This window comes from Dickeya sp. NCPPB 3274 (assembly GCF_000406205.1).
GTDB classification, from domain to species: Bacteria; Pseudomonadota; Gammaproteobacteria; order Enterobacterales; family Enterobacteriaceae; genus Dickeya; species Dickeya fangzhongdai.
In genome coordinates this window covers 2,813,151-2,838,575 of the sequence record NZ_CM001979.1, presented here as the reverse complement: position 1 = coordinate 2,838,575, position 25,425 = coordinate 2,813,151, and the positions used below count along the sequence as shown (strand labels likewise).

Sequence of the window (25,425 nt, the reverse complement as noted above, 5' to 3'; positions counted from 1 at the left end):
GGCGATGCGTATTGATGCCTTACCCTCATCGTGGGGGTTGTGGCGTTTCATCATTCTGCTGTCGCTGGGCGGCTTCTTTGAACTTTACGACCTGTTTCAGACGGCTTACATCAGCACCGGGCTGATTGGGGAGAAGATCTTCCACAGCGGAAAGGAGGGATTGTTCGGCGTGTCGGATCAGGCTACGTTTGCATCCGCCACCTTTTTCGGCCTGTTCATCGGCGCCAGCCTGCTGGCGCCGCAGGCGGATCGACTCGGGCGGCGCGCCGCTTTCATGTTTGCGCTGGCGTGGTATGGCGCGTTCTCGCTGTTGATGGCGTTCCAGACGCAGGCGGAATGGGTGATCCTCTGCCGCTTTCTGGTGGGGATTGGTCTGGGGGTAGAGCTGGTGACTATCGATACCTACCTGTCCGAATGGGCACCGACCCACTTGCGTAGTCAGGCGTTTGCGCTGGCGTTCTTCATGCAGTTTCTGTCGGTGCCGACGGTGGCGCTGATGTCCTGGTGGCTGGTGCCGCAGACGTTCTGGGGGCTATCCGGCTGGCGTTATGTGGTGATCATCGGCGCGGTGTGCTCGCTGGCGGTGTGGCTGTTGCGCCGTAATCTGGTGGAGTCGGCGCGTTGGCTGGCATCGCGCGGACGCTACCGGGAAGCGGAAAAGGTGATGACCGAGATGGAGCGCCGTTGTGGCGTAGCGCCGGGTAAGGCGTTGGAGCCGCAGACGAAGATTACGCTGCCGTCACGCGGTCGATTTCTTGATATCTGGTCAGTGCGCTACCGCCGCCGCACCCTGATGCTGATGGTTATGAATATCTTTCAGGCTATCGGGTTCTTCGGTTTTGGCAACTGGCTACCGGCGCTGCTGGCGGGACGGGGCGCGACCGTGACCCACAGCCTGCTGTACGCGTTTTTCATTACGCTGGCCTATCCGCTGGGGTCGCTGCTGTGCAGTTGGTACGCCGGCAAACTCGAAAACAAGTGGCAAATCGTGTTGTCGTCGCTGATGACGGTGGTGTTCGGCACGTTGTTTGCCTTTCAGACGCAACCGCTGTGGTTGATTGTCTGTGGCTTTCTGATCACCTATTCCAACGCCTGGCTGACCATCAGCTATCACGCGTACCAGACCGAGGTTTTCCCCACGGCGATCCGCGCCCGCGGCGTTGGTTTCTGTTACTCCTTCAGCCGTCTGTCCACGGCGCTCAGCAGCATCGTCATCGGTTTGATTCTGCAACATTACGACACCAGCGGCGTGCTGGCGTTTATCATCATCAGTATGCTGACCGTGGTGGTAACGGTCGGCGTATTCGGCCCGCGGACCCGCGGCGTCCGGCTGGAAAATATCTGATATCGGGGGAGAATGCTGTTCCTGCAGCCATAAAATGAACGGGTTGCCGCCTAAAAACAGCGGGGGTTTTGATATAGCCCGCATTCCGCAGCCACGAAGCATGCTTATCTATAAGCAGGGGTAAACCTAAGCAGGGATAAACCCAGGCAGGGATAACCCGGTAGGTGAATCGCGACCAGAACGCTCAGGCGATGACCGATACTGCCGATAACCAGATGATGGATGTTCTTTTTTTCCTCTGGCTGGAAGGATACTTATGATGCTTCGTGGCAACAAACTCCTGTTGGCTGGCGCGCTCGGCGCGCTGTTGACGACAGGTTCCGCTCAGGCGCAGTGGATCATGACGCCGACTGACGCCCAGCGCTTCGCTCAGGCCAGCTTTCCTGAATACCTCGACGGCTTGACGCTCAGCAACGACACCGACGTGGCGGCGGATATTCAGCGCAACCTCAACTGGCTGGACAAGGCTTTTCAGAAGCGGGGATTTACCACCCAGCAACTGGCCAATGGCGCGCACCCGATGCTGTATGCCGAGTTGGGGCCGATGCAACCCAACCGCCCGACCGTGCTGTTCCTGATGCACTTTGATGGTCAGTCGGCCAGCGCGTCCGAGTGGAGCACCGACCCGTGGAAACCGACGCTGAAAATCAAGGATTCACGCGGTATCTGGGTGCCGCAACCCAACGAACGGCTGATGCAGCCGGGGCTGGATCCGGAATGGCGGGTGTTCGGGCGTTCGGCCTCGGACGGCAAAGGGGTCATTTCCCTGTTCCTGACCGCGGTGGATGCGCTGAAAAGCGCCAATACCGCTACCACGGTGAATATCAAGGTGCTGCTCGATTCGGAAGAGGAGCGCGGTTCGCCGCACCTGGCCGCGGTGGTCAATCAGAACGCCGCCCGGCTGAAAAATGACGGCGTGGTGATTTTTAACGGCGCGGTGAACACCAATAATATGCCGGTGCTCACGTTTGGCTATCGCGGGTCGATACAGGTGGACATGACGGTGTTCGGTCCCGATCCGGCGGCCCACAGCGGCGCGTTCGGCAATGTGATCGTCAACCCGGTACAACAGCTGGCGAGCCTGCTGGCCGGGATCAAAGACGCCAACGGTCGGGTGACGTTGCCGGGGTTCTATGACCGGGTCAAAATCTCCGATGACGAACGCAAACAGCTGGCCGCGCAGGCGCCGCAGCCGGGCACCATCGAAAGCCGTTATGGGGTGACCCAACTGGAAAAAATGGCGCCTAACCCGGTGGAAGCGGTGCAGTACCCGTCGCTGGACGTCATCGGCCTGAAGGCGGGCGATACCGGTCGCAAAGCCATCTACGCCATTCCGTCGACCGCGACCGCCAGCATCAACATTCGTACGGTGCCGGAAACCTCGCCCGATTACCTGTATGACCTGCTGAAAAAGTATGTAACCGCCAACGGCTTCTATATCGTGCGTTCCGACTCGCCCTCGCTGCAGGAGCGTAATCACAACCCCAAACTGATTTCGATGAGCATGATGACGTCGTCCGGCAGTTCGTTTGCCGTGCGTACGCAACTGGCGTCGCCGTTGGCGAAATGGGCGCAGGCCGGTGTGAAAGCGCCGCTTAAAGGCGATCCGGAAAAGAACCGCATGCTGGGGGTGTCGCCGCCGATCAACGGTGCGCTGGCCGCGCTGAAAAGCGCCTTTGCCGTGGTATCGCTGGTGAATGCGGACAATAACGCCTACAGCAGCGACGAGAACATGCGCATCGGCAACTACATCGACGGTATCCGCATCATGGTGTCGATGATGACCACGCCGCTCCCGGAAGAGGAAAAAACCAAGTAAATCCGCTTTTCAGTTGCCGGGGTGTCAACTTTTGCTGACACCCCACTTCATCCGGTGGCGGTGAAAGGGTATGATGCAGCTCTCGTCCCTGCCGCACCTGATGAAGAAGGTTTTATTGATGCGTCTGGAAGTATTTTGTGAAGACCGAATTGGTCTGACTCGTGAGCTGCTCGATCTGCTGGTGCTGCGACATATCGACCTGCGCGGTATCGAAATTGATCCGACGGGTCGGATCTACCTCAATTTTACCACCCTCGGTTTTGATGCGTTCCGTGAGCTGATGACGGAGATTCGCCGCATTCCGGGCGTCAGCGATGTACGCACCGTGGCGTTTATGCCGTCCGAGCGAGAGCATCGGGCGCTGAACGCGCTGCTGGAATCGATGCCGGAGCCGGTGTTGTCGTTCGATCTCAAAGGCAAAGTGGAATTGGTCAACGCCGCCGCGCTCAGCCTGTTTGAGCTGACGCAGGAAAAAGCCCGCGCCCTTAACGTTAGCCAGTTGCTGAATGATTACCATTTTTCCCGCTGGCAGGAGCAGGGCGGCCAGCCGGAAACCACCCGTGTGGTGATCCGCGGGCAGGATTTTCTGCAGGAAGTGACGCCGGTTCATCTGGAAGACGATAAAGGCAAATCTACCGTCGCCGGGGCGCTGGTGACATTGAAGTCGGCAGCGCGCATGGGCCGTCAGTTGCAGGACACGCCAGTCAACGACGAACGGGAATTCGACCATATCGTGGCGGTCAGCCCGCGTATGCGTCAGGTGGTGGAGCAGGCGCGCAAGCTGGCGATGCTGGATGCGCCATTGCTGCTGGTGGGGGAAACCGGCACCGGCAAGGACATGCTGGCCCGCGCCTGTCACTTGCGCAGCCGCCGCGGCAAGCAGCCGTTTCTGGCGCTCAACTGCGCCGCACTGCCGGATGACGTGATGGAAAGCGAGCTTTACGGCCACGCGCCGGGCGCCTATCCCAACGCGCTGGAAGGCAAGAAGGGCTTTTTCGAGCAGGCTAACGGCGGTTCGGTGTTGCTGGACGAAGTCGGCGAAATGTCGCCGCAGATGCAGACCAAACTGTTGCGTTTTCTCAATGATGGCACGTTCCGCCGGGTGGGTGAAGAACACGAGGTGCATGTGGATGTGCGCGTGATCTGCGCCACGCAGAAAAACATGCAGGATCTGGTGCAGCGTGGTCTGTTTCGGGAAGATCTCTATTACCGCCTGAACGTGCTGACGTTGCAACTGCCGCCGCTGCGTGAGTGCCCGGCGGATGTAATGCCGCTGGTAGAGCTGTTCGTGGCCCGTTTTGCCGATGAGCAGGGGATCGCGCGTCCGCTCATCGCGCAGGAAGTGCGTAACCTGTTGCCCCAGTATGGCTGGCCGGGCAACGTGCGTCAGTTGAAAAACACCATCTATCGGGCGCTGGCGCAACTGGAAGGGGACGAACTGCGCCTGCGCGATATCGACCTGCCTGCCTTCCAGCCGGAAATCGTCCACAACGACGATTTGCTGGAAGGGTCGCTGGATGACATCAGCAAACGGTTTGAACGCTCAGTATTAACCCGACTTTATCAGACCTACCCCAGCACCCGTAAACTGGCTAAACGGCTCGGCGTGTCTCATACCGCCATCGCCAATAAATTGCGGGAATATGGCCTGAGCAGCCGCAAGGGTGGGGACGAGGACGAGTAATTCCGGTGGCCCGATGAAAGTAAAAAGCGGATGGCTGTGCTATCCGCTTTTTACTACTGTATTAGTTAATATTTGGGCTGGAAGTGGTATGAGGAGGGAAACGATAATTGCTCATCCTGCAAAAATGCCATCAAGCTGGTGAAGCTCTGCGCGGCTCTGTTAGGCAAGCAAACTATAAAAAGAGAAAAGGCCCAGCGAACGGGCCTTTTTCATTGAGCAGAGACATATGCTTTACGCAATCTTCGTTTCAACGCGGACAGGCGGTCAACTTTCAAACTTTCGCCTATGTATTTGCCGTTAACCAGCTTGATATCACCTGATTCCAGCTTATTCTTCAAATCCTGACCAGCAGCTTTTTGAAGTCTTTCACCCATTGCAAGGGTAAGATGCTCGGCAGAGGTAGAATAAGCATTAATAACTTTGAGTCGTGACGACATAACCTCTTCCTCCTGTTGGTACATCACAATAGGCATTCCATCCAGGAAATCCATCTTCAAACAACCGACTCTTCCGCTTTCCGTTGAGGCCGAGTACTTTGCAGTAGATATCTGTCAGGTCGGTTGTGCGCAAATGCTGGTGATCATCTGCTGCTGAGAATACGTAAGCACCTGCGTTACAAACAGTATAATGGTCATAAATTATACTTGCAACGCTCCAGAGTACCTGGCCACTGGAAAGCCCTGGATGCTGCACGTGCTGGAACCCCTTGAAGTCCATCTCAGCCGGGTTAATTTCGTCAAAAATAACACCCCATACCCCGCTTGCGGGGAAGCGGAAGGCTGGATGAGCGGTTCGAATGTTTACCCCCTTCCGAGTAAGATCATCCATTGTCATTATTTGCTCAAAACCAACAGCGTATAGTGTACTTCCCACAGCAAATTGTCTGTAAACCATCCCATTGCCGAAATGATCGGAGAAGGGTTCAGTCCATTGAATCGGGTTATTCACGGATAGTCCATATCTGGAAAAACGAGCGTCCATTCAAGCAAATGCGGGTATGAAACACAATTTCTTGTTTATGACAATAGCGCAATAAACGTGCTCAGACTGCTATCAATGAACCAGCACATCCCCCGGAATCAGCGAATACAAGGCCGCTGTTACCGGCTGGTCGCGAATAATAATCCGGTTGCGCAGCAACCCTTCGAAATGCGCGCCCACTTTTTCCGCCACCCGGCGGCTGGCGTGGTTTTCTTCCGCCGCGACGATTTCCAGCCGGGTCAACCCCAGCGTGCCGAAACCGAACGGCACGATTTCCCGCACCGCTTCGGGGATTAATCCTTGCCCCTGCGCCGACTGGCGTACCCAGTAGCCGACATTGCCGAGGCGATAGGCTTTACTGATGTTGTTGATGGCGATGGTGCCGAGCAGGCGCCCGGCGGTACGGTCGGTGATAGCCAGATCAAACGCCTCACCCTCGTGGCGTTGCTGTTCGCAACAGGCTATCCAGTCCTGCGCCATCGGCAGATCGTAATCTGACATGCACCAGGGCAGCCAACGCCCTACGGTTTCCTGCGACTCATGTATGGCGTCGAGCAGCGCGGCGGCATCGGAGGGGACAAACGGGCGCAGGCACAGACGGGCGGTCAGCAACGGAAACATATCTCCTCCAAAAGCGACAATGGTAGATACAGGATGATACAAATGATAATGCAACAGTTTTCCGCCTCACGCTATTGTCATGATGGCTCGCCTGAATAACGAGGGAGGACGGGGTAGTGCGTTTGAACAACTGGCTACGGATAACGGTTGGCGGGCTGGCGCTGTGCGCCGTGCTGGCGGCGGCGATCGCCATCGCCGTGTGGATGTTGTTGCGCCAGAGTTTGCCCCAGTTGGATGGCGAGCTGGGCGTGCCGGGGCTACATACGCCGGTGACGGTGGAGCGAGACGATGCCGGGGTGCCGATCATCCGGGCTGGCGACCGCCTGTCCGCCGCGTTCGCGCTGGGTTTTGTCCATGCGCAGGATCGCTTCTTCCAGATGGATTTGCTCCGGCGCAGCGCGTCAGGGGAACTGGCGGCGTTAGTCGGCGCGGCAGCGTTGCCGCTGGACCGCCAGCGCCGGTTATTTTTGCTGCGCCGACAGGTTTCCGAACGCTGGCAACAACTGCCCGTCGACCAGCAGCAGATCCTGCGTAGCTATGCCGACGGCGTGAATGCCGGGTTGCATAGCCTGAAAACCCGGCCGTTCGAATACTGGCTGCTGCGTGTTGAACCGCAAGTCTGGCTGCCGGAAGACACCCTGCTGACGATTGCCGCGATGTATTTTGATCTGCAGGATAATCAGTTCGGCCGCGAATACGCCCGCGGCTGGATTGCCAGCCAGAGCACGCCGGAGCAGGCCGACTTTCTGTTGCCGGACGCCAGCGTGTGGGATGCGCCGTTGGTGGGGCAATTGCCGCCGGCGCCGACGTTGCCTGCCGCGCCGCCTGAGTGGTGGGGGCAGCAGAACGGTGCGGCGTTTGCGCCCGGCGGCGGCGAACAAGCCAAAGGCAGCAATGGCTGGCTGGTGCGTACGCCGGAACGGGCGATACTGGCGAACGACATGCATCTCGGGTTGCGTTTGCCAACGGTGTGGTATCGCGCACAGCTTATCTATCCGACTGAAGACGGGACGCTGCGCCTGACCGGGCTTTCTCTGCCCGGCGCGCCCGCCATCGTCAGCGGCAGCAATGAGCATATCGCCTGGGGTTTTACCAATAGTTACGCCGATACCTTCGACTGGGTGAAGCTGAATAGCACCGAGGGCAATCCACATCTGGTGCAGGAAACGCTGGCGGTCAGTCACGGCGAGTCGCAGTCAATGACGGTGCAAACCAGCGACTGGGGACCGATTGTCGAGACCGGGCAAGGGCGCATGGCGATGCACTGGGTGTTGCAGTTGCCGGGTTCGCTGGATCTGTCGCTGATGGCATTGGCGGAAACCCGCACGGTGCCGGAGGCGCTGGCTACCGGACAACGAGCCGGCCTGCCGGTGCAAAATCTGCTGGTGGCCGACCGTCACGGGCACATCGGCTGGACGCTGGCCGGAGCGCTGCCGGACCGGCTGATGCCCGGCGTACAGAACAGTTTTCCGCTGACGAACATCTTACTGGCGCGCTGGCGTGACACGGCGCTGCCGCCCGCATCCCATCCTCTACTGGTCGACCCGCCGCAAGGGGTGATTGTGACCGCCAACAACCGCTTGTTGTTTGATGAACAAGGGGACATCGTCGGGGATGGCGGCGCCGACCCTGGTATACGCGCATCGGCGATTCATCAGGCGCTGGGCGAAGTCAGGCAGCCGGATATCGCCGCGATGCACCGTATCCAACTGGACAACCGTGCGCTGCTGGCGGCGAGCTGGCGCGACCAACTGCTCGATTGCCTGAATGCCTCCGCCCCGGACGTTATCGCGGATCAGTCGACAATCAACCTGTTATTACAACAATGGAACGGGCAGGCGGCGGCCGACTCAACGGCTTATCTGCTGCTGAGCCGCTGGCGCGAGACGCTTTATCAGCGGTTGTTCGGCACGCTGGATCAGCAACTGGCGCAGGCGTGGCCGGAGGCCAGCTACCGTGCCGCTAATCCACGCTGGGATGCGACGGTGCAACAACTGATGCATGATGAAGCACGCCAGTGGGTGCCCGCGCCCGCTAAAGACTGGTGCCAGTTCTCGTTGCAACAGCTGGCGACGGTATGGCGGGAGAACGGGGAGGGCAGCCGTAAATGGGGGGACGTTAACCAGAGCCGCATCGCTCACCCGCTGGCCTCGTCGCTGCCGCTGCTGGGCCATCTGCTGCGGGTACCGGCGGAACCGCTCTCCGGGGACAATCATGTACCGCATGTTAATCGCCCAACGTTCGGCGCTTCGGAACGGCTGGTGATTTCGCCGGGCGATGAAGCCAACGCGACCCTAAGCCTGCCGGGCGGGCAGAGCGGTAATCCGCTCAGTCGCTGGTGGCTGGATGGGTATCGCCGCTGGATGAGCGAAGCGCCGACGCCGCTGCTGCCGGGCGTCGGTTCCAGCCGGCTGGAACTAAAACCTGCCGCCACCCAGCCATAAGGGCATGGTTATGATACATCGCGGGGCGCACTCTGGCTTGTCTGAGGCTGTTCGCCGGGCGGCGGTAACTGCGCGAGTTGCGCCAGCCGCGCATGGTCCTGCTCACTGGCGGGCATGTAAACCAGCATCCGGTCACCGTTGCGGGATGCGCTCCACCAGTTGATCTGACGCAGGGTGAAAATGCCCAGCGTCGGATGACGAAAGCGTTTGATCTTGTCATCCACGCCTTGAATCTCGTAGCGCTGGTACCACAACTGGCGAAACTCTTCAGATGCGCTCAGGTAGCGCTGCAATTGCGCTTCCCACAGCGGTTCGCCCGCGTGTTCCGTCATCTGCGCCCGAAACATCGCCACCAGATTGGGTAACAGCTCGTGCTGGTCCACCAGCCGTTCCCGCCAGTTCGGGTGGGTGAGCGCCAGCCAGATGCAGTTGCGATCTTCCGGCGCCATCTGGTGCAGGTCGATATCCAGTAACCGACACCAGGCGAGGTTAAATCCCAGGATGGTAAAGCGGGCGTTGACGATCACCGCCGGAAACGGGTTGAGCTGATCGAGGATACGCTGGCTATCGGCGCTGATTTTCTCGCAACTGGCCTGGGCGGCCGGGGAGAACGGCAGCCCCGCCAGCATAAACAGATGCCGGGTTTCCGCTTCGTTGAACTGCAGGGCTTTGGCAATGGCGGTCAGCGTTTTGGCGGAGGCGCGGATTTCCCGCCCTTGCTCCAGCCAGGTGTACCAGGTAATGCCCACGTCCGCCAGCAGCGCCACATCTTCGCGGCGTAGCCCCGGCGTACGCCGTTTACGGGGCAGCGACAGGCCCAGACGCAGCGGATCGAGGCTTTCACGCCGGGCGCGCAAAAACGCGCCCAGCCGTTTGCGGTTATCCGGTTGCAACGGTGTAACACGGGTGTCGGCCTGTGGGGTGGGTATCGGCATGACCATAGCGCGAGCCTCCGGATAACGCGGTGAATCATTACAGACAGGTAGTTTTTATACCAGGATAAACAGGAACTGGTACCCGTTTAAATTATCGATAATGCTAACTGCCTCACAGAATTAGCACAATGGGTACATCGATGAAACAGGTTTCACTTTCACAGGGGCTCACCGGCATCGGCCTGATGGTGTTGTTGACCGGCCAGCTGTTGCCGATGATCGATTTTTCGATCGTTAACGTGGCGCTGGAAGCGATCGCCCACTCACTTTCCGCCAGCCCGGCTGAACTGGAGCTGGTGGTGTCGGTTTATGGCGTGGCGTTTGCCGTATCGCTGGCGATGGGCGGCCGGCTGGGCGATAACCTGGGACGCTGCCGGGTGTTCATTGCCGGTGTGGCGCTGTTCGGCGTGGCTTCGCTGCTGTGCGGCATCGCTCAAGCGGTATGGGTGCTGCTGGCGGCCCGAGCCTTGCAGGGGATTGGCGCTGCGCTGGTGGTGCCGCAGATTCTGGCGACCATTCACGTCTGCCTGCGCGGGCGTGAGCATGCCCGGGCGCTGGGTTTTTATAGCGCTATCGGCGGGCTGGCCTTTGTGGTCGGACAGGTGCTGGGCGGCTTTCTGATTCAGTTGGACATCGCCGGTTATGGCTGGCGCAGCGTGTTTCTGGTCAATCTGCCGGTCTGCCTGCTGGTGTTGCTGTTGGCGCCGGCGCGTCTGCCGGATACCCGCGGCGAAAAACCGGTGGCGCTGGATATGCCCGGTACGGTGCTGCTGTCGCTAATGCTGGCTAGCCTGCTGTTCCCGCTGGCGTTGGGGCCAATCTGGCACTGGCCGTGGTCCTGCGTTGCAGTGCTGCTGAGCAGTCTGGTGTGGTTTGCGCTGCTGTGGCGGGTGGAGCGTCGTCAGTCGGCACCGTTGCTGCCGCCCGCACTGTTTCGGCTACCGGGGATCCGCTTCGGCTTATTGCTGGCGCTGCTGTTTTTCTCCAGCTGGAGCGGCTTTATGTTTGCCGTTGCCTACACCCTGCAATCCGGCGCCGGTTTTACCCCGCTGCAGTCGGGCAACAGTTTTATCGGACTGGGGCTGTCCTATTTTGTTGCGTCGCTGTTCAGCGGCCGTCTCACCACCCGCATTGGCAATATAGGGGCGTTGCTGACCGGATGCGCCATCCAGATGAGCGGACTGGCACTGCTGATGGCGTCGCTGGCGTGGCGCTGGCCGGTGTCGGTGCTGCAATTGCTGCCCGCGACCATGATGATTGGCTTTGGTCAGGCGTTTATCGTCAGCAGCTTTTATCGCATCGGGCTGTCTGATGTGCAGACACATCAGGCCGGTGCGGGCAGCGCGCTGCTTTCCACCATGCAACAGGCGTCGCTGGGGCTGGGTCCCATTGTGCTGGGTACGGTACTGGTGCAGGTGCTGCATGCCAGCGGCGGGAATTTTGCCAGTGCGCTGATTGCCACGCTGATGGCGGAATGGGGACTGATGCTGGTATTGGTGTTGTGCGCGTTGCGTAACCGGTTGACGCTGGCGCACCCGCGACCAACGGCCTGATGGAGACAATAGCGACAGCAAGGTGGTTTGAATAAAAAAATGCCAGTCGGTCGACTGGCATGGTTAACGCGGATATTGGGGACCGAACTTATTTCAGTACGGCGATAGCTGCGTCGTAGTCCGGTTCGGTGGTGATTTCGTTCACCAGTTCGCTGTGCAGCACGTTGTCGTTTTCGTCCAGCACCACGACGGCGCGGGCAGTCAGGCCTTTCAACGCGCCTTCGGCAATCGCCACACCGTAGTTTTCTTTGAATTCGGCGCCGCGCAGGGTGGACAGCACCACCACATTGTTCAGGCCTTCGGCGCCGCAGAAGCGGGACTGGGCGAACGGCAGGTCGGCGGAGATGCAAAGTACAACGGTATTGTCCAGGCTGGATGCCAGCTGATTGAATTTACGCACGGAGGCGGCGCATACGCCGGTATCGATGCTCGGGAAAATGTTCAGGACTTTGCGCTTGCCTGCGTAGTGGCTCAGCGCCACGTCAGAGAGGTCTTTGGCAACCAGTGAAAACGCCGGTGCTTTGCCGCCGGCCGCCGGGAAAGATCCTGCTACCGGCACCGGGTTACCCTGGAAATGTACATTTGTTGACATGCTTACGTCCTTCATTACAGGTGGTTAACATGTCGATCAGTGTAGGGCAACATGATCAACATTGGTATAAAAAATTATGGGTCAGCAGCCGGGTCAGGGCGGTCAGATAGCGGTGATTGGCGCTGTCGGCGGCAATCACCGGCAACTCGGCGGTGATGCAATGCAGGCGGCGCTCGGCACACCAACTGCCAAACGAACCCGGCGTTGGGTATCCCACGCTGTCGACCAGCGGCAGCGCGAATTCACGCGCCAGCCAGCCGCCCAGCTCGGAACGCTGGGGGTCGTCGATGCAGGCCAGCGGTTCATGAAAGGACACCACCCACGGCGGCGCCAACTGGTCGATCAGGCGGCACAACGCCTGGGTTTCCGGCTCGGAGCCGGGGCTATCGCCGGTGGAGAGCTGTACGTCGCGCACCGGGGTGTCTTCGCTCCAGCGATAGAGGGTGCCATCCGGCTGCCAGTTGGCCGCCGGGAAATTACGGTTGAGGTCGACGCCGCCGGCATTGGCGCGCAGGCCCAACTGACAGCCATCCGGGTTGACCGCCAGCACCACATGATGAGCCCGACTGCTGCCCGGCGGTAGCGTACGCAACGCGCAGGAGAGCGCCACCACCGATGCGGTTTCGTCGCCGTGCGTTCCGGCGAGGATCAACCCGCTGTGTTTCCCTTCCACTTCCGCCGGGAACCACAGTAGCGGCGCCCCCAGTCGTGAACGGCCATATTCCCGGCCCGGCGCAGCAAAGAATCCGCGTTCGGTACGGGGGCGATGAAGAAACTCGGCGTCTGTCATGGCGGCATCCTGAATAATAGTCGGCGGTGTTTTGCCTGATGATAACAAAAAATCCATGCTGGCCGTGGGAGCATGCCTGAAATCGCGGGACGCTCCGCAAACCGGTACCGCGCCACTGGCTGGAAGGGCAGGTTTGAGACTATGATAACTTCCAGCCTGATAACGATTTTTTCAGTAGATATGCCCTAAATGCTCTGGGGCGCCGGGCAGCTTACGCGCCTGCAACTTGAAGTATGTCGGGTATAGACGGATTCTTTTTTGGACCGGTGATGATCGCGTACCGCCTTCCAGGCGCAGAGATGACTCCCGGTCGTTCCTGAATCCCTCCCACCGCGTCGGCGCGATGTGGTGGGCTGGCGAAGACAGGGCCTTTTTGGTTTAAGGACACAACATGCAATTTCGTTATTCCGCAGTTTCCGTGGGCGTGGTTTCCGCCGTTCTGATGACAGCCTTGATAAACCCGGCGGGCGCGGCGCAGGTTCCTCCCGGCGCCGTTCTGGCGGACCGGCAGGAGATCGTCCGTCATATCAAGGATGAACCGGCTTCGCTGGACCCGATTAAAGCGGTTGGTTTGCCGGAGATTCAGGTGATTCGCGACCTGTTCGAAGGGCTGGTGAATCAGGACGCGCAGGGTAATCCGATTCCCGGCGTCGCCCAGCGCTGGCAGACTAACGATAACCGCACCTTCATTTTTACTCTGCGCCCTGATGCGCGATGGTCGAACGGCGATCCGGTAACCGCCAAAGACTTTGTCTACAGCTGGCGGCGACTGGCGACGCCGCAAAATACCTCGCCGTTTAGCTGGTTTATCCGGCTGGCGGGGATCGTCAATGCTGATGATATCCTGTCCGGCAAGTTGCCCGCCGACAAGCTGGGCGTCATTGCGGTTGACGCTCACACGTTAAAGGTGCAACTGAGTAAGCCGGTGCCTTATTTCATCAGCCTGATGGCCAATTTCAGCCTTTACCCGGTGCATCAGGCCACGGTGGAAAAATACGGCAACGAGTGGATCAAACCGGGCAATCTGGTGGGTAACGGCGCTTTCGTGCTCAAAGACCGGGTGGTCAATGAAAAACTGGTGCTGGTGCCGAATAACCACTACTGGGATCACGCCAATACCCGGCTGACGCAGGTCACCTTTGTGCCGATCAATCAGGAGTCCAACGCCACCAAGCGCTATCAGGCCGGCGATATCGACATCACCGAGTCGTTTCCCAAGAATCAATACCAGAAACTGCTGAAGGACCTGCCGGGGCAGGTCTTCACCCCGGACCAGCTCGGCACTTACTACTATGCGTTCAACACGCAGCGCGCGCCGACCAACGATGCGCGGGTGCGCAAGGCACTGTCTTATGCCATCGACCGTAAGATTATCGCCGGGAAAGTGTTGGGAACCGGCGAGAAACCGGCCTATCGCTTTACGCCGGATGTCACCGCCGGGTTCAAACCGCAACCGGGACAACTGCAGCAGTATTCACAGGCCGAACTGGATATGCAGGCCAAAGCGCTGATGGCGGCGGCCGGTTATGGCCCGTCCAAACCGCTGAAACTGACGCTGCTGTACAATACGCAGGAAGTGCATCAAAAGATCGCCATCGCCGTCGCGTCGATGTGGAAAACCAAGCTCGGCGTAGACGTGAAACTGGTGAATCAGGAATGGAAAACCTACATCGACAGCCGCAATACGGGGAATTTTGATGTTATACGCGCCTCCTGGGTCGGCGATTACAACGAGCCGTCCACCTTCCTGTCGCTGCTGACCGCCAGTCATAGCGGCAATATCGCCCGTTTCAACAACGCCGATTATGATCGACTGATGGCGGATACCGCCGGGCAGACTGACCGAAAGATACTGAACGAGGATTACAACCGCGCCGAGCAGATTTTGGCGGAGCAGGCGCCAATTGCGCCGATTTACCAGTACACCAACGGGCGGTTGATTAAACCCTGGGTGAAAGGGTACCCCATCACTAACCCTGAGGATGTCGCCTACAGCCAGACGCTCTATATTTTGAAACACTGACTGGCGGGTCTTCATACCGTTTGTTGCACACGATATTGCGCCCGCGACTCCGCCCAGACACGGTGCATGTGGCGGAGGATGCATCCCTTTCCGATTGCAGTCATTGATGCAGACAGTAAGATGGAAGCCGTGTGCATAGAGGGAGATAACGTGTGGAAGTGACTGAAAGTAAATCTATCCGACACACCGGCGCCGTCTTTACTTGTCAACTGGACGGCAGGGGAGGCATTCTGCCGCTGGTGGAGAGTGCTCTGGGCGAGGAGGCGGAGCTGCCTGCCTGGCTGCATCTTGACTCGACGCAACCGGCCAGCGTGCGCTGGCTGCATGAAACCACCCTGTTGCCGGATAGCGTACGTAACGCGCTGGCGGGGGAGAGCGCCCGTCCTCGCGTAGTACGGCTTGGCGAAGGCACGCTGGTGACCCTGCGCAGTATCAATTACAACCCTAATGCCCGGCCGGATGAGCTGGTAGCGATTCGGGTGTTTATCTCTGACCGCCTGATTGTTTCCACCCGGCGCCGTAAAGTGGCGGCGATTGATGAGGTGATGAGCGATCTGAAAGAGGGCAACGGTCCTGCCAACAGCGGCGACTGGATGGTGTCTATCGCCGAGGCGTTAACGGATCACACCAGTGAGTTCATTGATGAGCTGCACGAAAAAATCATCGATCTGGAAGATGCGTTGCTGGAACAGCGCATTCCGCCGCGCGGCGAACTGGCGCTGATTCGCAAACAACTGATTGTGTTACGTCGCTATATGACGCCGCAGCGTGATATTTTCTCGCGCTTGTCCGGCGAGAAGTTTGGCTGGATGCAGGATGACGACCGCCGTCGTATGCAGGAGATTGCCGAGCGTCTTGGTCGCGGTCTGGACGATCTGGACGCCAGTATCGCCCGTACGACCGTGATTGCTGATGAAATCACCACGCTGATGACCGACGCCATGAACCGGCGTACTTATACCATGTCGCTGTTGGCGATGGTTTTCCTGCCTACTACTTTTTTGACCGGGTTGTTTGGCGTCAATCTGGGCGGGATTCCGGGCGCCAACAGCGGCATCGGATTTGGCGTATTCTGCCTGTTGTTGGTGTTGTTGGTCAGCGGCGTTGCCTGGTGGTTAAAACGCAGTAAATGGTTGTGAGCCGCATGGCGAAATTATTGCGTGGGATATCACACAACCGCCGGCGGTGATAAAAACCATGGCTAATATTGAGCAATATCAACATTTTTGGTCTATGTCTGCGGCACTATCCCTCTCGCAGGTGAATGCAACGTCAAGCGATGGGCGTTGCGCTCCATATTGTCTTACTTCCTTTTTTGAATTACTGCATAGCACAATTAATTCACACCATGCCGACGTTTTGTCGGCTTTTTTTTGCCCGCGATTTTAGCAGGCGGCCTTCTTGAACGAATGCCTGTGGATGCGGGAATCTTGCATGAATATCCGTTTTTATCAGAAAAGACTGCATAACGGAAAGCGCTAGCGATGGCGGCCGTTCGGCCGCCGATGAATTAACGAATTTCCAGTACGTTTAGTCGTTCCAGCGGGCGGGCGTTGTCTTCTTCGTCCTCATCCGGCTGCCAGCCTGCCGGCTGTAATGGCATCTCTTCACGGTCGAACGCCAGATCGCCGCCGTCCACCACCTCGCTGCCCTGACGAATCGATTTGAAATCGAACAGGTTGGTGTCGCACAGATGCGACGGCACCGCATTCTGCATGGCGCTGAACATGGTTTCGATTCGGCCGGGGTAGCGTTTGTCCCAGTCGCGCAGCATGTCCTTGATCACCTGACGTTGCAAGTTGGGCTGCGAGCCGCACAGATTACACGGGATGATCGGGAACTGGCGAGCTTCGGCAAAACGTTCGATGTCTTTTTCACGGCAGTAAGCCAGCGGGCGGATCACCACATGTTTACCGTCGTCGCTCACCAGTTTCGGCGGCATGCCTTTCAGTTTGCCGCCGTAGAACATGTTCAGAAACAGCGTTTGCAGGATATCGTCGCGGTGATGGCCGAGCGCAATCTTGGTGGCGCCCAGTTCGGTCGCGGTACGGTACAGAATGCCGCGACGCAGGCGCGAGCAAAGCGAACAAGTGGTCTTGCCTTCCGGAATCTTCTCTTTAACGATGCCGTAGGTGTTCTCTTCCACAATTTTGTATTCGACGCCGATGCTGTCCAGATACTGCGGCAGCACATGCTCCGGGAACCCCGGCTGCTTCTGGTCCAGATTCACCGCCACCAGCGAGAAATTCACCGGCGCGCTTTGCTGCAGATTGCGCAGGATCTCCAGCATGGTATAGCTGTCTTTGCCACCGGACAGACACACCATGATCCGGTCACCGTCTTCGATCATATTGAAATCGGCGATCGCTTCGCCCACGTTGCGACGCAGGCGCTTTTGCAATTTGTTGAGGTTGTACTGCTGCTTGGGTGTAACAGATTGATTTTCTGACATTTAACGGTAACTCGTGTTCATGGGGCCGGTGCTCCAGCATTGCTGGGGGCTAAGTGTACCATTAAGTGCGCGCCAGGGGAGTCTGGCGGCACATAAACACGAGGGTGACAAAAATGGCTTACGGCATTCCAGGTTCGCTGTCTAGCGTTTCTATCCGACGATAGTTTTCTGCCGCCTGACAGGTAGCCAGCCAATCATAGTATACACTGCTTTCTGGAATGACGTGTAGGCCACGAAAACGGCATCGTGTCGCCCGGTATTTTTCCCATTCTGCCTGTTCTTCTGCCAGCAATGCGAGACGTTTGGTATCTCCTGCGGTTTTCAGGGCGTTATTTAATAGGTCCAGTTGTTGTTTAAGTTTTTGCTCCGAGTCTTCTTGTAACCGGGATGAGCATTGTATCATTTCAAGATAAATGCCGTGTTCATAAAGGTCTTTGCATAATCCTTGTTCAGCTTGATCGCTTAACGCATTGTAGGGATTCATTTCCTGAGCGTCATTCGCTATGACTGTCAGCGGGAGCAGGAGAAGTAAAAGAAGAGCGCTGTTTCGTTTCATTGTATTTGTCCTTTTGTCGCAAAGTGAATAAGGCGGCAATATTAATTCATCACGAGGTCAGGGCCGGTCAGGTTCATCAATCAGCACTTCTATCCTGCGGTAACTTTCTACGGCCTGACACAAGAATGTTTCAGATATATATTGTGGAGAGTCTTGTTCTAAATTTGCCACCCGCAATTTGCAACGCTTATTGCGGTAACGCTCCCATTGCAACTGATCTTCCTTGAAGGATTTTATAAACTCTTTATCATCATCATCGCTTAACTGACTGAGTTCCTGGTTAATCTCGTTGATGCGTGCGGTGAGTTTTGCGTCGGCATCTTTTTTCATTAATGTCGCACACTGATAGATTCCCATCTCGCTGTCTTTGTTGGTGAGATTGTTGCAAACATTGCCTACCATTTTGGCATAATACTGCTGATAGATATCGGAGTGATTTTTATCAATGGCGGCTGTCATTCCCGTCAGTGGAAATAAAAGTAGTAATAGTGAGAGTTTTTTCTTCATTAAAGGTCCTCCTTGGTTTGAAGAGGATGATAACTTTTTTATTATGTGGTGTAAATTGTTTAAAGTGACAATTGGTTTGATGACTTTCTCTGATTAACGCGACTATGCCCATCAATTCGCTGCCCACCAAATCCGATGGTGGGCGCGAAGTTGTTAGTAAGTTTAATTTTTGTTGATTCGATTTTTTTCCTTCTGAAGATAGGCGACCCTATGTCGGCCTTTTTCATACTGCTGATATTCTTTGTTATTATTTAGGAAGGTTATGAACTGGTCAATGTTATTCTGTGATGCAGCTGGCATTGCTTGCTTACCTTGAAATCCTTGATAAACAATATCTACTAAAATATCTCGAATGGCGGGGTTAAGGTCTTCCCACTTTGTTACATTCCTCATGCCTTTGGTTTTTTCTTTATAACGCAACTGAGCTCTACTTTCATAAGCGGGATAGATATTATTGAATAGCTTAATTTGTTGTTCTGTAGTAATTTCTCCGATATCTTTATTATCATTAACAAATATTTTTGCGTTTATTCCTTTTTTCCCCGCGGCAACAGATATCCTTGATGCCTGAGAGGCTGGGATTCCTGCCGCTATTAAGTCATTATAAACTTGTGCCTGAGTTCTTTCCCCCATATCATATCCTCGACCGATTGTAACACCGGTCTTTGCTGCAACACTGGGGTCCTTTGATTCAGGATAGTGAATCTGTCGACTAAAATACTGCCCTCTCTCTTCACGTCCTTCAGCATCATATGTCACCTTCCCTTTGAGTACAGTCGGTATCTGGCGACTATTTCCCTGTGCTGAGACACTTTCTGTCGGTTCGGACTGAGAATTGCTCCCACCCGATACCGTGGGCAGCGATTCGGCGATCGCAGGGCGAGATGCTGGCATAGATGGCCGTACTGCCTGCGGCGCGGGGCGCGATGCCGGTACCGATGGTTGTACTACTTGCGGTGCAGGGCGCGATGCTGGCACAGATGGTTGTACTGCCTGCTGCGCAGGGCGCGATGCTAGCGCAGATGGTCGCACTGCTTGCGGCGCAGGGCGAGATACCGGTACAGATGGCTGGGCCGGGCGCGTTGCCGGTACAGAAGGCATTGCTACCGGTGTTTGGGGTGCCGACTCGCCCCTCTGAGAAGCGTTGATGGCATTAATCTGAGCCTGCGTGGCAACCATTCGGTAAATGGTGTAGCCGGGCAGTGCCTTTCGGTAATCCTCGCCGGGATAGAATCCGGGTTGATGGAAGTCGGAAATCCATTTGCTGCCGTCGTACATGGCGGCATGGCCAAAAGTATGGTCTTTTTTTATCCCTTTGCGTTCGTCTTGATTAAACCCTTCTAATACAACTACATCGCCGGGAAGGAGATTGCTCCGGTCATATTCTCTTGACGGTCTTGGCATGGAAAATATGGCGGTAAAACCTGCGGCAATTAGTTTTGGACCGAGATCCTTTGCGTTAGCACCTTCGATTCGTGTTCCGCCTGCTCTAATTGCATCTACAACGGCTCTTGCACAATATTTTGTGGATGCATTACCTGCATTGCGCCGTAGTGAACTTATTGTAGTCGCAGGATTCCAGGTTACCGTTGCGATAGGTTTGGGTGACGATGCTGTTGCATTACCGGCTAATGGCATGGCAGCAGGCGTTGATGCAGCAGACGAAGAAGCCGGTGTAACCGCGTTGACTTTAACATCAACCTCGATCGGCTTAACCTCAATGGGCTTGGCTTCCGCGGTGTTAACTGTTGGTGCTGTGGCTTTGGATTCAACCGAAGCCGGCTTAGAGGCGGCCACGCTGGAGTTGGCTTTGGCTGCCTGCGTTATGGATTTAGACGCGGAAGAGAGCAATCCCGGTACTGTGCCCGCCAGCCGCGACAACGGCGCGGCCATGCCGGACATCAGTTTGCTTAGTTGATTTCCAACTGCTGCATAGTCAGGTGCAAACGGCGGCGTGGCCGGTTCCTGGGTTGCCGGGGGTTCCGCTGCGGGAGCGGCGGCAACCGGTGCCGGTGCCGGGGACGGCAGGCTGGGCTGCGGCGCCGCGCTGGAGGTTGATGGTTGTGCCGCTGGTGCGGACGGCGCTGCGGCCGTTTCAGCGTGCGGCTTGTTAAATTTGGGCAGCGGCGGAACGGTTGCCACCGGCGGTGCGGCCGGAGGCGTCGGCTGGCTGGCGGCAGGGGCAGGAGCGCCCGGCAGGCCGGCTTCCGGTGCGGGCAAGCGAATATTGTCCAATCCAGCTGACGGGGGGTTGGAATAGCTCGATGCCGTGCCGCTAGTCGTAGCGGCCATTTTGCCGGGAATGGGTCGTTATTTCTGTTTTCTTCGCAAAAGAGCGCGTTTTTTTTATCACGACGAAGAGTTGTTTCCGGGTGGTGTTATTTTTTTTCATAGGCGTTTAATAACAATGTTATTTGACGTCAATCATGAAAATTAACGCCAACTGGATAAATGGGAGGCCGCTTCAGCGTTATTACGATCTGAAGTCGGGTATATTTCAGCGTCATGCAGAAGAACGATGGCGTTATATTATCGTTTGTGAGCGATTAAACTATTCAGGCGTGTTGGTTGGCGGCTCAGCAAACAGGTTGATGGATTTCAGGCGCAGGCTGGTGGTTGTCGATACGGATAAATATCCCCCGACTTGCCCCTTTTTCACTCCATCAACCCGCAGAATCACTGTTATTCTATGGGCGCAACTCGTTGCCTGCGTGTGTGTTGTCTGGCAGGTCATGACAGAAAAACTGGCCCGGCCCCTGTTCGGGGTGAAACTGTTGGCAAAAAGAGAAAAATACCCATGAAGAAACTGTTCCTGGCCGTGGCGGCCACGGCGATGCTGTCAGGATGTTCAATATTCAGTACGAAAACCACGAGCCTGAACAGTACGTTTATCTCGCCGTATTACTTTTCCTACACCACCGCCCATGTGCTGCAGAACAATACCAACTGGGTGGATTCCGTCTATCTGACGGGTAACCCGGCGCGCTGGGATGAGATCCGCGGCACTTATAAAGCGGCGTTGCCGAAGATTACCCTCAACTATCGGGTTGAGTCGTCCGGCGGTGATTATCGGATCACCTATAACGGCATGGTGAATTATCTGTTGTCGGCGCGGCATGGCGTTGAAAACGGTAAGGATATGATTGAGGGCGAGAGCGTGCGCCAGTTCATTATCCCGCAGCGTACGGCAGTGGTAAGCCCGGATAAGAAGGCGATGCTGACCCTGACGGATGACATTAAGGTTGAAGTGTCGCTGACGGAGAAAGTCGAGACGCATTCGATCGAGGATCGCTAACCGGACAACCGCGGCAACGGCATAAAGTCCGTGGCGATTTACCAGGCTTCCTGTCATAAAACCGGCATCCCTGCCGGTTTTTTTACTGCTGATTACAGCGAAAGGTTGTTCAGAAGCTTTCCCAGTCCTGCCGGCTCTGACGGTTTTTAGCGTCGAGGGTCAACCTGGCCTGGCTCAAGGCGGGAGCAGGGGAACGACTGGCGGGCAGTGCCGTGTGCCGGGGCAATAACGGCTGATTATCCTGCGCCAACCGGAAATGACTCACCAGCGCCTCCAGTTGTATCGATTGCTCTTCCAGCGAACTGGCGGACGACGCGGACGCCGTCACCAGCGACGCGTTTTGCTGGGTGGTGGAGTCCAGTTCGCCGACCGCGCTGGCGATCTGCTCGATGCCGCGGCGCTGTTCATCGGACGCGGAGGCGATTTCACCGATGATGTCGTTGACGCGGGAGACCGAGAGCAGGATTTTCTGCATGGCGTCGCCGGCTTCCGCCGCCAGCACCGAGCCGGTATTAATGCGGGTCACGGACTCGGCGATCAGGCTGGCGATTTCCCGAGCGGCCTGAGCGCTGCGCTGCGCCAAATTGCGTACCTCGCCGGCGACCACCGCGAAACCACGCCCTTGTTCGCCGGCGCGCGCCGCTTCCACCGCGGCATTAAGCGCTAGGATGTTGGTCTGAAAGGCGATGCTGTTGATGACGTCGGTGATATCGGAGATTTTTTTCGAACTGACGGCGATGTCATTCATGGTATTGACCACGTTTTGCACCACGCCGCCGCCCGTGTGCGCGTCTCTGGACGCCTCCGCCGCGATCTGGCTGGCATGGCGGGCGTTGTCGGCGTTGTTTTTCACCGTTGAGGTCAGCTGTTCCATGCTGGCGGCGGTCTGCACGACGGCGGCGGATTGCTGCTCGGTGCGGGACGACAGTTCGTGGTTGCCGTGGGCGATTTGCGCCGCGGATGCCGCCACGCTGCCCACGCTGTCGCGGATATTGCCGATCATCTGACGCAACCGTTCGTTCATGCCCGCCATCGCTGCGGTCAACTGGCCCAGTTCATCGTGACGGTCGGTTTCGATGCTGGCGGTCAGGTCGCCGCTGGCGATACGTTCCGCCAACGCCAGATTGTGGGACACCGGCGCAGTAATCTGGCGGGTAATATAGCGCGATATCAGCAGGCCGAACACCAACGCCAGCAAGGCGAATGCGGTGGCGCCGGTGATGGCGTCGCTGGTGAGCGTGGTGTTGATTTCGCTCAGGCGGCTGATGACCTCTTTGGCGATATTGCTGACATTATCGCCATCGGTTTTCACCGCCGCTTCTGCGCCCGACAACGCCTGATAAGCGTTCAGGTAGCCTTCTGCGCCTGTTTTCAGGCTGACGATATTGCCCCAGAATTCATCCAGCGCCGTTTTCTGGTCGGCCGGGAGCAGCGCGGACAGATCGCGGTAACTTTTTTCGATATCGCTGAAACGACTTTGCAGGGTGCTAAGCGCGGCAGGCGTGCGCTCAATCACGACGGCATCGGCTGTCGCTTTGTAAGACGCCAGCGCCAGAGCCAGCGCCGTCGCTTTTTCCCGGTCGCTGTCGGATGCAAACGCGGTGGCCGCCAGGCTGCTGCGAAAGCGGGAGATAGCGCCGTCGACCGGAATACGGCTGAACCGGGCGCTGGCGTCGGTCAGCGCTTGTTTGGCGCGGGCCATTTCGCCGATGGATTGCTGTAGTGCGGCCTGGTGTTTCTGCATGCGGGCCAGCGGATCCCTGAATTCGCTTTCGGTATATAACTGGCTACCTTGCGCCAGATTTTTAGCCAGGTCATTGCTGTAGCTGAGCATGGTGTCGTAAGGTTCATTGTCATTGCTGGCGAAATATTTTGTTCTGGCGATTTTGACCTGAAAAATATCCATGATGACGGTGTGCATCAGGTCGGTCTTACCGTAGTACGCCTTGATGGTCGAAAAACGGTGGATGCTCAGTGCTGAGGAAAGAACCACTAAAAACAAAATCATTGCAAAACCCAGGTACAGCTTGGTTGCGACATGCATGTCAAAAAAACGCTTTCTTGCAGGTGCCATTATCTACTCCCGTTGGCGATGGCGCTGATTGCTTATCAGCCTAACCATTAATCGACCAACGATCTGCTGCCTTTAGTGGCTGAAAAATAAGATCATATAATTTATCGCCCTGAAAATAATTGTATTTGTTACTTACCGTGAGTAAAAACATGAGAGGTGAAAACCGGTGTCGGACCGTTGCTGCTCACACCGCAAAAATGTGGTAAAGAAGTGGGGCAAAGAAGTAGGGTAAATAGGATTAGGCCGAGTTCTGCCGTGTGGCGGTAAAATTGGCTGACTACCTTTCATATTTACGACACAGGAGTCGACAAAAACATGACTATGCCGCAATGGCTGGTGGCGGGCGCCACCCTGATGCTGGTGGCTTGCAGTGGCGGACAAACGGAATCGGCGCAGGTTTCGGAATCGGTAGCGCCGCAGCGCGCGATGTGGCAGGGACAGGGCACGCCGGCGGAGGTGAACTGTACGCTGGCGGGCGGGCGCATGGGGGTGTCGCGTCAACTGAGCGGGGCGAGCATCGGCACCTGTCTGCTGGCCAATGGCAAGCGCTGCGACGAAGCGGCGTTGATGAACGGCAGCTGTCCGGCGGGGTGAGCCGGGTTAGCTGATAACCGGCGGCATGGCGCCACCGGTTGGACGATCAGGGATTGACCAGATTCGGGCAGGGCGCGCCTTCACTAAGCTGTTTGATGTTGTGCAGCGTGGTTTCGGAGATGCTGGTCAGCGCTTCTTCCGTCAAAAAGGCCTGATGGCCGGTGAACAGCACGTTATGACAGGCGGAGAGCCGGCGGAACACATCGTCCTGAATCACGTCGTTGGATTTGTCGGTAAAGAACAGATCGCGTTCGTTTTCATAAACGTCCATGCCCAGCGAACCGATTTTCTGCTGTTTCAGCGCGTCGATCGCCGCCTGCGAGTCAATCAGCCCTCCGCGGCTGGTGTTGATGATCATCACCCCGTTTTTCATGCGCGCAAACGCATCGCGGTCGAGCAGATGGTGATTCTCCGGCGTCAGCGGGCAGTGCAGCGAAATGACGTCCGACCGGGCGTACAGGGTATCGAGATCGACATACTCCGCGCCCAGTTCCAGCGCCTGTGGGTTCGGGTAAGGGTCGTGCGCCAGCAGCGTCATGCCGAACCCTTTGAGGATGCGCAGGGTGGCGATGCCGATTTTGCCGGTGCCGATCACCCCGGCGGTGCGCTGATACATGTTGAAGCCAATCAGCCCTTCCAGCGAGAAATTGGCGTCGCGGGTGCGTTGATAGGCGCGGTGAATGCGGCGGTTCAGGCTCATCATCATGCCTATCGCGTGTTCCGCCACCGCCTCCGGCGAGTAGGCCGGCACGCGCACTACCTGGATCCCCAGCTCGCGGGCGGCGTCCAGATCGACGTTGTTAAAACCGGCGCAGCGCAGCGCCAGTATCTTGATGCCGGTGTTCGCCAGTTCCGTCAGCACCTCGCGCCCGGCTTCGTCGTTGACGAAGATGCAGACGGCATCGCAGCCGGCGGCCATTTTGACGGTGCGCGGACTAAGCATGAAATCGAAAAACTCCAGCTCATACCCGAACTGCTGATTCACCTGCTCAAGGTATTTGCGGTCATACTGTTTGGTACTGTAAATCGCCAGCTTCATGATTGTTTCTCCACAGGGTATTGTCAGCCGCGCCGTCATACGTGGTGACGGAGGCAGCCAGAGTAAGCTAGCAGAAAACCATGAACAGACAAACTGTTACCCTTGTCATGATAACGGATTG

General features: G+C 57.1%; 24 protein-coding genes. 12 read left to right on the top strand and 12 right to left on the bottom strand.

The annotated features are described in order from the left end of the window. Positions 1–4 precede the first annotated feature (4 nt). From DXX3274_RS12835 to tyrR, 3 genes are all read left to right on the top strand, one after another. Positions 5–1,345, top strand: coding sequence for an MFS transporter (locus tag DXX3274_RS12835; protein ID WP_238556125.1), 1,341 nt, complete (start codon positions 5–7; stop codon positions 1,343–1,345). Between the two features lie 259 nt (positions 1,346–1,604). After that, positions 1,605–3,164 (top strand): M20/M25/M40 family metallo-hydrolase, encoded by a 1,560-nt coding sequence (locus DXX3274_RS12830; protein WP_042862104.1) that lies wholly within the window; start codon positions 1,605–1,607, stop codon positions 3,162–3,164. 118 nt (positions 3,165–3,282) lie between these two features. Then, positions 3,283–4,848, top strand: a complete 1,566-nt coding sequence (tyrR, locus tag DXX3274_RS12825) for a transcriptional regulator TyrR (protein WP_042862103.1) — start codon at positions 3,283–3,285, stop codon at positions 4,846–4,848. Between the two features lie 209 nt (positions 4,849–5,057). Here tyrR and DXX3274_RS12820 read toward each other — a convergent pair whose 3' ends face one another. The 3 genes from DXX3274_RS12820 to DXX3274_RS12815 all read right to left on the bottom strand — a co-directional run bounded on the left by DXX3274_RS12820 (position 5,058) and on the right by DXX3274_RS12815 (position 6,450). Then, on the bottom strand, positions 5,058–5,285 hold the full coding sequence (locus tag DXX3274_RS12820) for a hypothetical protein (protein WP_238556040.1): 228 nt from the start codon (positions 5,283–5,285) through the stop codon (positions 5,058–5,060). Continuing rightward, the gene (locus DXX3274_RS23995) at positions 5,260–5,796 is read right to left on the bottom strand and encodes a hypothetical protein (RefSeq protein ID WP_193747095.1); all 537 of its coding nucleotides are present in this window, start codon (positions 5,794–5,796) and stop codon (positions 5,260–5,262) included. Before DXX3274_RS23995 ends, DXX3274_RS12820 begins: the two co-directional genes overlap by 26 nt. Positions 5,797–5,901: 105 nt before the next feature. Then, positions 5,902–6,450 carry a GNAT family N-acetyltransferase gene (locus DXX3274_RS12815; RefSeq protein ID WP_042860085.1) on the bottom strand — a complete coding sequence of 183 codons (549 nt, stop codon included), beginning with the start codon at positions 6,448–6,450 and terminating at the stop codon, positions 5,902–5,904. Between the two features lie 116 nt (positions 6,451–6,566). On the opposite strand from DXX3274_RS12815, the gene DXX3274_RS12810 reads away from it, so the two are divergent. Next, entirely contained in the window at positions 6,567–8,894 is a 2,328-nt protein-coding gene (locus DXX3274_RS12810) for a penicillin acylase family protein (protein ID WP_042860083.1), read from the top strand. 8 nt (positions 8,895–8,902) lie between these two features. Here the strand turns inward: DXX3274_RS12810 and DXX3274_RS12805 are convergent, their stop codons facing one another. Further along, the gene (locus DXX3274_RS12805; RefSeq protein WP_071603952.1) at positions 8,903–9,835 is read right to left on the bottom strand and encodes a helix-turn-helix transcriptional regulator; all 933 of its coding nucleotides are present in this window, start codon (positions 9,833–9,835) and stop codon (positions 8,903–8,905) included. A 134-nt stretch (positions 9,836–9,969) separates the two neighbouring features. Between DXX3274_RS12805 and DXX3274_RS12800 the strand changes: the two genes are divergently transcribed. After that, entirely contained in the window at positions 9,970–11,382 is a 1,413-nt protein-coding gene (locus tag DXX3274_RS12800) for an MFS transporter (RefSeq protein WP_042860082.1), read from the top strand. 88 nt (positions 11,383–11,470) lie between these two features. Here the strand turns inward: DXX3274_RS12800 and tpx are convergent, their stop codons facing one another. Then, positions 11,471–11,974 carry a thiol peroxidase gene (tpx, locus tag DXX3274_RS12795; RefSeq protein WP_038668336.1) on the bottom strand — a complete coding sequence of 168 codons (504 nt, stop codon included), beginning with the start codon at positions 11,972–11,974 and terminating at the stop codon, positions 11,471–11,473. A gap of 55 nt (positions 11,975–12,029) precedes the next feature. After that, on the bottom strand, positions 12,030–12,764 hold the full coding sequence (mpaA, locus tag DXX3274_RS12790) for a murein tripeptide amidase MpaA (RefSeq protein ID WP_042862101.1): 735 nt from the start codon (positions 12,762–12,764) through the stop codon (positions 12,030–12,032). A gap of 391 nt (positions 12,765–13,155) precedes the next feature. On the opposite strand from mpaA, the gene DXX3274_RS12785 reads away from it, so the two are divergent. Together DXX3274_RS12785 and zntB are read left to right on the top strand one after the other, a co-directional pair. Further along, positions 13,156–14,787, top strand: a complete 1,632-nt coding sequence (locus tag DXX3274_RS12785) for an ABC transporter substrate-binding protein (protein WP_042860081.1) — start codon at positions 13,156–13,158, stop codon at positions 14,785–14,787. Positions 14,788–14,939: 152 nt separating this feature from the next. After that, positions 14,940–15,926 (top strand): zinc transporter ZntB, encoded by a 987-nt coding sequence (gene zntB, locus DXX3274_RS12780; protein WP_042860080.1) that lies wholly within the window; start codon positions 14,940–14,942, stop codon positions 15,924–15,926. Positions 15,927–16,297: 371 nt separating this feature from the next. Here zntB and ttcA read toward each other — a convergent pair whose 3' ends face one another. From ttcA to DXX3274_RS23775, 4 genes are all read right to left on the bottom strand, one after another. Beyond that, entirely contained in the window at positions 16,298–17,239 is a 942-nt protein-coding gene (gene ttcA, locus DXX3274_RS12775; protein ID WP_042860078.1) for a tRNA 2-thiocytidine(32) synthetase TtcA, read from the bottom strand. Between the two features lie 118 nt (positions 17,240–17,357). Continuing rightward, positions 17,358–17,795: a lysozyme inhibitor LprI family protein gene (locus DXX3274_RS12770; protein WP_042860076.1), complete on the bottom strand. Its 438-nt coding sequence runs from the start codon at positions 17,793–17,795 to the stop codon at positions 17,358–17,360. A 57-nt stretch (positions 17,796–17,852) separates the two neighbouring features. Beyond that, on the bottom strand, positions 17,853–18,302 hold the full coding sequence (locus DXX3274_RS12765; protein WP_038668351.1) for a lysozyme inhibitor LprI family protein: 450 nt from the start codon (positions 18,300–18,302) through the stop codon (positions 17,853–17,855). 162 nt (positions 18,303–18,464) lie between these two features. After that, the gene (locus tag DXX3274_RS23775; RefSeq protein ID WP_152495263.1) at positions 18,465–19,196 is read right to left on the bottom strand and encodes a pesticin C-terminus-like muramidase; all 732 of its coding nucleotides are present in this window, start codon (positions 19,194–19,196) and stop codon (positions 18,465–18,467) included. A 2-nt stretch (positions 19,197–19,198) separates the two neighbouring features. Between DXX3274_RS23775 and DXX3274_RS23770 the strand changes: the two genes are divergently transcribed. From DXX3274_RS23770 to DXX3274_RS12740, 4 genes are all read left to right on the top strand, one after another. Then, positions 19,199–19,450 carry a hypothetical protein gene (locus DXX3274_RS23770; protein ID WP_042860073.1) on the top strand — a complete coding sequence of 84 codons (252 nt, stop codon included), beginning with the start codon at positions 19,199–19,201 and terminating at the stop codon, positions 19,448–19,450. Between the two features lie 254 nt (positions 19,451–19,704). Then, positions 19,705–20,220, top strand: a complete 516-nt coding sequence (locus DXX3274_RS23765; RefSeq protein WP_042860069.1) for a hypothetical protein — start codon at positions 19,705–19,707, stop codon at positions 20,218–20,220. Between the two features lie 508 nt (positions 20,221–20,728). After that, positions 20,729–21,103 carry a hypothetical protein gene (locus tag DXX3274_RS23760; protein WP_152495262.1) on the top strand — a complete coding sequence of 125 codons (375 nt, stop codon included), beginning with the start codon at positions 20,729–20,731 and terminating at the stop codon, positions 21,101–21,103. After that, positions 21,100–21,597 carry a hypothetical protein gene (locus DXX3274_RS12740; RefSeq protein WP_042860066.1) on the top strand — a complete coding sequence of 166 codons (498 nt, stop codon included), beginning with the start codon at positions 21,100–21,102 and terminating at the stop codon, positions 21,595–21,597. The genes DXX3274_RS23760 and DXX3274_RS12740 overlap by 4 nt, the downstream gene beginning before the upstream one ends. A 109-nt stretch (positions 21,598–21,706) precedes the next feature. Here the strand turns inward: DXX3274_RS12740 and DXX3274_RS12735 are convergent, their stop codons facing one another. Continuing rightward, the gene (locus tag DXX3274_RS12735) at positions 21,707–23,671 is read right to left on the bottom strand and encodes a methyl-accepting chemotaxis protein (protein ID WP_042860065.1); all 1,965 of its coding nucleotides are present in this window, start codon (positions 23,669–23,671) and stop codon (positions 21,707–21,709) included. A gap of 315 nt (positions 23,672–23,986) precedes the next feature. Between DXX3274_RS12735 and DXX3274_RS12730 the strand changes: the two genes are divergently transcribed. Continuing rightward, positions 23,987–24,265 carry a DUF333 domain-containing protein gene (locus DXX3274_RS12730; protein ID WP_042860064.1) on the top strand — a complete coding sequence of 93 codons (279 nt, stop codon included), beginning with the start codon at positions 23,987–23,989 and terminating at the stop codon, positions 24,263–24,265. Between the two features lie 46 nt (positions 24,266–24,311). Here the strand turns inward: DXX3274_RS12730 and DXX3274_RS12725 are convergent, their stop codons facing one another. After that, positions 24,312–25,304, bottom strand: a complete 993-nt coding sequence (locus DXX3274_RS12725; protein ID WP_039694919.1) for a 2-hydroxyacid dehydrogenase — start codon at positions 25,302–25,304, stop codon at positions 24,312–24,314. Between the last annotated feature and the right edge of the window lie 121 nt (positions 25,305–25,425).